4 protein-coding genes and 1 pseudogene are annotated in these 4219 nt (G+C 67.0%); 4 read left to right on the top strand and 1 reads right to left on the bottom strand.

Going from position 1 to position 4219, the window contains the following annotated elements; genetic code table 11:
* On the top strand, positions 1-245 hold a 245-nt coding region (locus tag EN781_RS27425; RefSeq protein WP_145965649.1), incomplete at its 5' end, for an HAD-IA family hydrolase.
* Positions 246-386: 141 nt separating this feature from the next.
* Here EN781_RS27425 and EN781_RS27430 read toward each other — a convergent pair.
* Positions 387-608: a DUF1674 domain-containing protein gene (locus EN781_RS27430; RefSeq protein ID WP_126057584.1), complete on the bottom strand. Its 222-nt coding sequence runs from the start codon at positions 606-608 to the stop codon at positions 387-389.
* Positions 609-710: 102 nt separating this feature from the next.
* Between EN781_RS27430 and htpX the strand changes: the two genes are divergently transcribed.
* From htpX to EN781_RS27445, 3 genes and pseudogenes are all read left to right on the top strand, one after another.
* Positions 711-1730: a zinc metalloprotease HtpX gene (gene htpX / locus EN781_RS27435; protein ID WP_126057583.1), complete on the top strand. Its 1020-nt coding sequence runs from the start codon at positions 711-713 to the stop codon at positions 1728-1730.
* Complete coding sequence (locus EN781_RS27440; RefSeq protein WP_245455754.1) at positions 1721-3103, top strand: RsmB/NOP family class I SAM-dependent RNA methyltransferase; 1383 nt, start codon at positions 1721-1723, stop codon at positions 3101-3103. Before htpX ends, EN781_RS27440 begins: the two co-directional genes overlap by 10 nt.
* 200 nt (positions 3104-3303) lie before the next feature.
* Positions 3304-4219: pseudogene (locus EN781_RS27445) on the top strand (heparinase); the annotation flags it as partial.

The raw sequence follows: 4219 nt of genomic DNA on the forward strand, positions 1-4219 counted from the left end.
CCGATTGCTTCCAGCTCGCAGCCAGGCGTCTCGGCGTCGACGCACGCGACTGCCTGGTCTTCGAGGACGCTCCGGCCGGCATCGCGGCGGCGGAAGCGTCCGGCGCTTCCCTGATGGTGATCAGCGCCACGCACACGCATCCGATCGCGACGCTGCACGCATCGATCGCCTCTTACGACGAGCTCGGCATCGCTTTTGACGACCACGGCTGGATCGTGATCGAGCCGCAACGCGACGCCGCGTAGGGTGCGTTGAGATTCATGTCAGGCCGGGTCGAAAATGGTGGGTTCCGCGTACCGGAGCGGAGCGTACTTGAAGTATGTGAGCACCGGAAGCGCAGGAACCGCCGCTTGCAGGCCGGCATCACCTGAATATCAGCGCGCCCGTCAAAAATCGCTGGTGAGACCCTTCACCTCCCAGTCGCCGTAGCGTCCGGGTTCCTTGCCGCCGCGGCCGCCGATTTCCTTGGGCAGCGCGGCTTCCCTTTCGCGATATTCCAGGCGCCTCGCTTCAGCCTCGGCCAGCGCGCGGCTGGCCGCCGGCGTCGGGGTTTTTTGCGGCGCGTCGCTCGCCGGCGCGGCATCGGCTTTGCTGGTCTGGTCGGTCATGCGATAGTCCCGGCGCATTGAAACAGGGGCAGGTGTCTCCCATCATATAGCCATGAACTCGCAAGGATCGACCCCTTTCGCCACCACGGACGGATCTAGACGATGAACACCCTTCGCACAGCAATGCTTCTTGCCGCGATGACGGCGCTGTTCATGGGCGTCGGCTTCCTGATCGGCGGCTCCGGCGGCATGGTGATCGCGCTGCTGATCGCCGCCGGCATGAATCTGTTCAGCTACTGGAACGCCGACAAGATGGTGCTGTCGATGAATCGCGCCGTCGAGGTCGATGCGAAGAACGCACCTGAGTTCTACGCCATCGTCCAGGCGTTGGCCAAGCAGGCCGGCCTGCCGATGCCGAAGACCTATCTGATCGACAATCCGCAGCCCAACGCGTTCGCCACCGGCCGCAATCCCGAGAATGCCGCAGTGGCCGCCTCCACCGGGCTGCTGGAACAGCTCTCGCATGAGGAAGTGGCGGCGGTGATGGCGCACGAACTCGCCCACATCCAGCACCGCGACACGCTGACCATGACCATCGTCGCGACGCTGGCCGGTGCCATCTCGATGCTCGGCAACTTCGCTTTCTTCTTCGGCGGCAACCGCGACAACAACAACCCGTTCGGCTTCGTCGGCGTGCTGGTGGCGATGCTGGTCGCGCCCTTCGCCGCGATGATCGTGCAGATGGCGGTGAGCCGTACCCGCGAATACGAGGCCGATCGGCGCGGCGCCGAAATCTGCGGAAATCCGCTCTGGCTGGCATCTGCCCTTGACAAGATCGCCCGCGGCGCCGAACGCATCCGCAACCCGGATGCCGAACGCAATCCGGCGACGGCGCACCTCTTCATCATCAATCCCCTGCACGGCGAGCGCATGGACAGTCTGTTCTCCACCCATCCCAACACCGACAACCGCATCGCCGCCCTGCAGGAGATGGCGCGCGAGATGGGCGGCCGCGCAGCGCAGGCGCCACGCCAGGCGCCGACATCCGATCCGGCGGACGACGAGCAGACGCCAGGTCCATGGGACCAGGCCGCGCGGCCAGAGCAGCCGGCGCAACCCGCCAAGCCTAGGCCCAATCCATGGGGCCGCAACCCGACCGGGCCCAAGGGTCCGTGGTCGTGAGCGGCGCCAAACGCCGGCAGCGCACCCCAGGCGATCGTGACGACAGGACCGAGGCAGTCGCGGGCCTCGCCGCGCGCAAGGCGGCGGCGCGGCTGCTTGCCGCTGTCATCGACGCGCGCACGCCGCTCGACGGTCTGACCGACCACGACAACGGCCACCCGCAATACCGGGCGCTCGACATGCGCGACCGGGCGCTGGTGCGCGCCATACTGGTCACCGCGCTGCGCCACCGCATGACGATCGCCGGACTTCTTTCCCGCCGGCTGGAAAAGCCGCTGCCGCAGAACGCCACCGCGCTGTCGCACATTTTGCATGTGGCGGCGGCGCAGATCCTGTTCCTCGACATTCCCGACAGCGCCGCCGTCGACCTTGCCGTCACCCACGCCAAGTCCGATCCGCGCACGCTGCGCTTTTCCGGCCTCGTCAACGGCGTGCTGCGCACGCTGGCGCGGGCCAAGGACGCCGAACTCGCCCCCGCGCTGATCGCCACCGAGGAAGCGCCGGCATGGTTTTCCGGCCGGCTGAGGGCGGCCTACGGCGTGGACAAAGCGAAAGAAATCCTTGCCGCCCATCGCCACGAGGCGCCGGTCGATTTTTCGGTCAAGTCCGATCCGGCGCTCTGGACCGAGCGGCTCGGCGGCATCGTCCTGCCGACCGGCACGATACGGGTGGAAAGGCTCAGTGCCTCCGTACCCGAACTTCCCGGCTTCGCCGAGGGGGCGTGGTGGGTACAGGACGCCGCCGCCGCCCTGCCGGCCCGCCTGTTCGGCGACATCAAGGGTCTGCGCGTCGCCGACCTCTGCGCCGCCCCCGGCGGCAAGACGGCGCAGCTCATCCTTGCCGGCGCGCGCGTCACCGCCGTCGACACCTCGAAGAACCGGCTGACGCGGCTGGCGCAAAATCTCGAGCGCCTCGGCCTGACCGCTGAGCTCGTGCAGACGGACCTGCTCGACTACCGGCCGGCTGAGCTGTTCGATGCCGTTCTTCTCGACGCGCCCTGCTCCTCGACCGGCACGGTGCGGCGGCATCCCGACGTGCCGTGGACCAAGACGATGGCCGATGTCGAAAAGCTCGCCGCGCTGCAGCGCAAGCTGCTCGCCCGTGCCGTCGGCCTGACCAGGCCCGGCGGGCGCATCGTCTTTTCCAACTGCTCGCTCGACCCGCTCGAAGGCGAGGAGCTTTACCGCGCCTTCCTCGCCGAGACAGCCGATGTCGTCGACGATCCGGTCCGCCGCGGCGAGATCGCCGGCATCGATCCGTTCCTGACGGCCGAGGGCACGTTGCGCACCACGCCGGCCGATCTGCCGCACGAATCGCCCGGACTGTCCGGCCTCGATGGCTTCTTCGCCGCCCGCATGCGCCGCGCCGGTTAACGCATCTCGCCAAAGCGCGCATCGCCTGAATCCGTTTCGACACGACGCGCTTTGGCGCTTGTTTTCGTAAAACTTGCCGACTTTTTTAGGGAGGATCGCGTCCCGATTGGGTTCACTCGGTCACCCGCGCGAAATCCGCCTTCGCATAAGTTCTTGAATCATATAAGCTTGTGCCTGGGTCGGGACGATCAGGAGGGGTTTTGGCAATCGCTGCCGGCAGCACGACGCGGCTATGGACGCTTGTTGCGAAGGAGTTCTGGCGTAAGACCCGCCGGCGTTTGCGCGCCGGCCCGGTCTATCGCTGGCGCTATTCCGGCCGCACGCCCGAACGCGTCCTGATCGCCCCGCCGGATCTCAGACTCGCAGACCCGCAGATCGCGCTCGAAATCTACTATGGCCGCTATCCGCTGTCGGGACATCTGGTCGAGACCGGCGGCAAATCGCCCTTCCAGATCGACGTGCCCAATCGCGGTTGGCAAAAGACGCTGCACGGCTTTCGCTGGCTGCGCCATATGCGTGCCGCCGGCACCGAGCTTGCCGCCGCCAATGCCCGCGCGCTGGTTTCCGACTGGATCGCCATCCATGGCAACCAGATTTCCGGCATCGCCTGGGAGCCCGGCACCACCGCCAAGCGCGTGATCGCCTGGCTGCAGCATTCCTCCGTCGTGCTCCAGGGGGCCGAATTTCCTTTCTACCGTGCCTTTCTCAAATCGCTTGCCGTGCAGATCCGTTATCTCCGCTCGATGGCGCGAGCGATGCCCGACGGCAAGGACAGGTTGCGCGCCCGTATCGCGCTCGCCTTCGCCGCTCTGTCGCTGCCAGCACCGGCATCGGCATTGCGCGGTGCCACCCGCAATCTCGCCGAGGAGCTTGACCGCCAGATCCTTCCCGACGGCGGCCACATCTCGCGCAACCCGATGACGGTTCTGGAGCTGCTCGCTGACCTGCTGCCGCTGCGCCAGACCTATGCCAACCAGGCCGAGACGCCGCCTACGGCTTTGATGGGCGCCATCGACCGCATGCTGCCGGCGCTGCGCTTCTTCCGCCATCAGGACGGCAGCCTCGCCCGCTTCAACGGCATGGGGGCGACCATCCACGACCGCATCGCCACTATCC

It is taken from the genome of Mesorhizobium sp. M4A.F.Ca.ET.090.04.2.1 (assembly GCF_003999085.1).
GTDB lineage: Bacteria > Pseudomonadota > Alphaproteobacteria > Rhizobiales > Rhizobiaceae > Mesorhizobium.

Excerpts from the sequence above, each read along its gene's own strand:
- EN781_RS27430 (WP_126057584.1), bottom strand. The coding sequence starts at position 608 with ATGACCGACCAGACCAGCAAAGCCGATGCCGCGCCGGCGAGCGACGCG.
- htpX (WP_126057583.1), top strand. The coding sequence starts at position 711 with ATGAACACCCTTCGCACAGCAATGCTTCTTGCCGCGATGACGGCGCTG.